Genomic DNA, 477 nt, shown 5'->3' on the forward strand with positions numbered 1-477 from the left:
TGCCGCGAGGTCGAGGCCGACCTCTTCCACCCTGTCGGATGGTCCTGGGACAGCGACGGCGCCCGCCTCCAGCTCGCCCGTGCCCGCTCTGTGTGCGCCGGCTGCCCGGTGCGGCGTCCTTGCCTCGACGACGCGATGGAGCGCGGTGATGGGTGGTCGGTGCGCGCCGGAACCACACCGGAGGAGCGGCGCGCTCTCGGTGCCCAGCTCACCAGGAGCGCCCGATGAGCGCGCCCGTCTCCGCCCCTGTCGATGCGATGGCGGTGCAGAGGGCGATCGCCCGTCGGATCGCCGTCGAGGAGCTGTGCAAGTGCCTTGACAGCGCTTGCGACCGATCCTGTGAGGAGGAGTCGTGAGCACCTTCCCCCACCTGTCCACCGTCCACTCCGGCGCGGAAGAGCTGGCCCACCTCGGAGCCCTGTGGGAGATCCGGGAGTTGACGCTCGACGAGGCCGCGCACCGGCTGATCGAGCACTC

At 71.3% G+C, this 477-nt stretch carries 1 protein-coding gene; it reads left to right on the plus strand.

All coding sequences use genetic code 11. The features are described from left to right. The coding region (locus B7P34_RS36190; RefSeq protein WP_106682293.1) for a WhiB family transcriptional regulator at positions 1–228 on the plus strand (228 nt) is incomplete at its 5' end. Between the last annotated feature and the right edge of the window lie 249 nt (positions 229–477).

Source organism: Streptosporangium nondiastaticum (assembly GCF_003011965.1).
In the GTDB taxonomy this organism is placed as follows: domain Bacteria; phylum Actinomycetota; class Actinomycetes; order Streptomycetales; family Streptomycetaceae; genus Streptomyces; species Streptomyces nondiastaticus.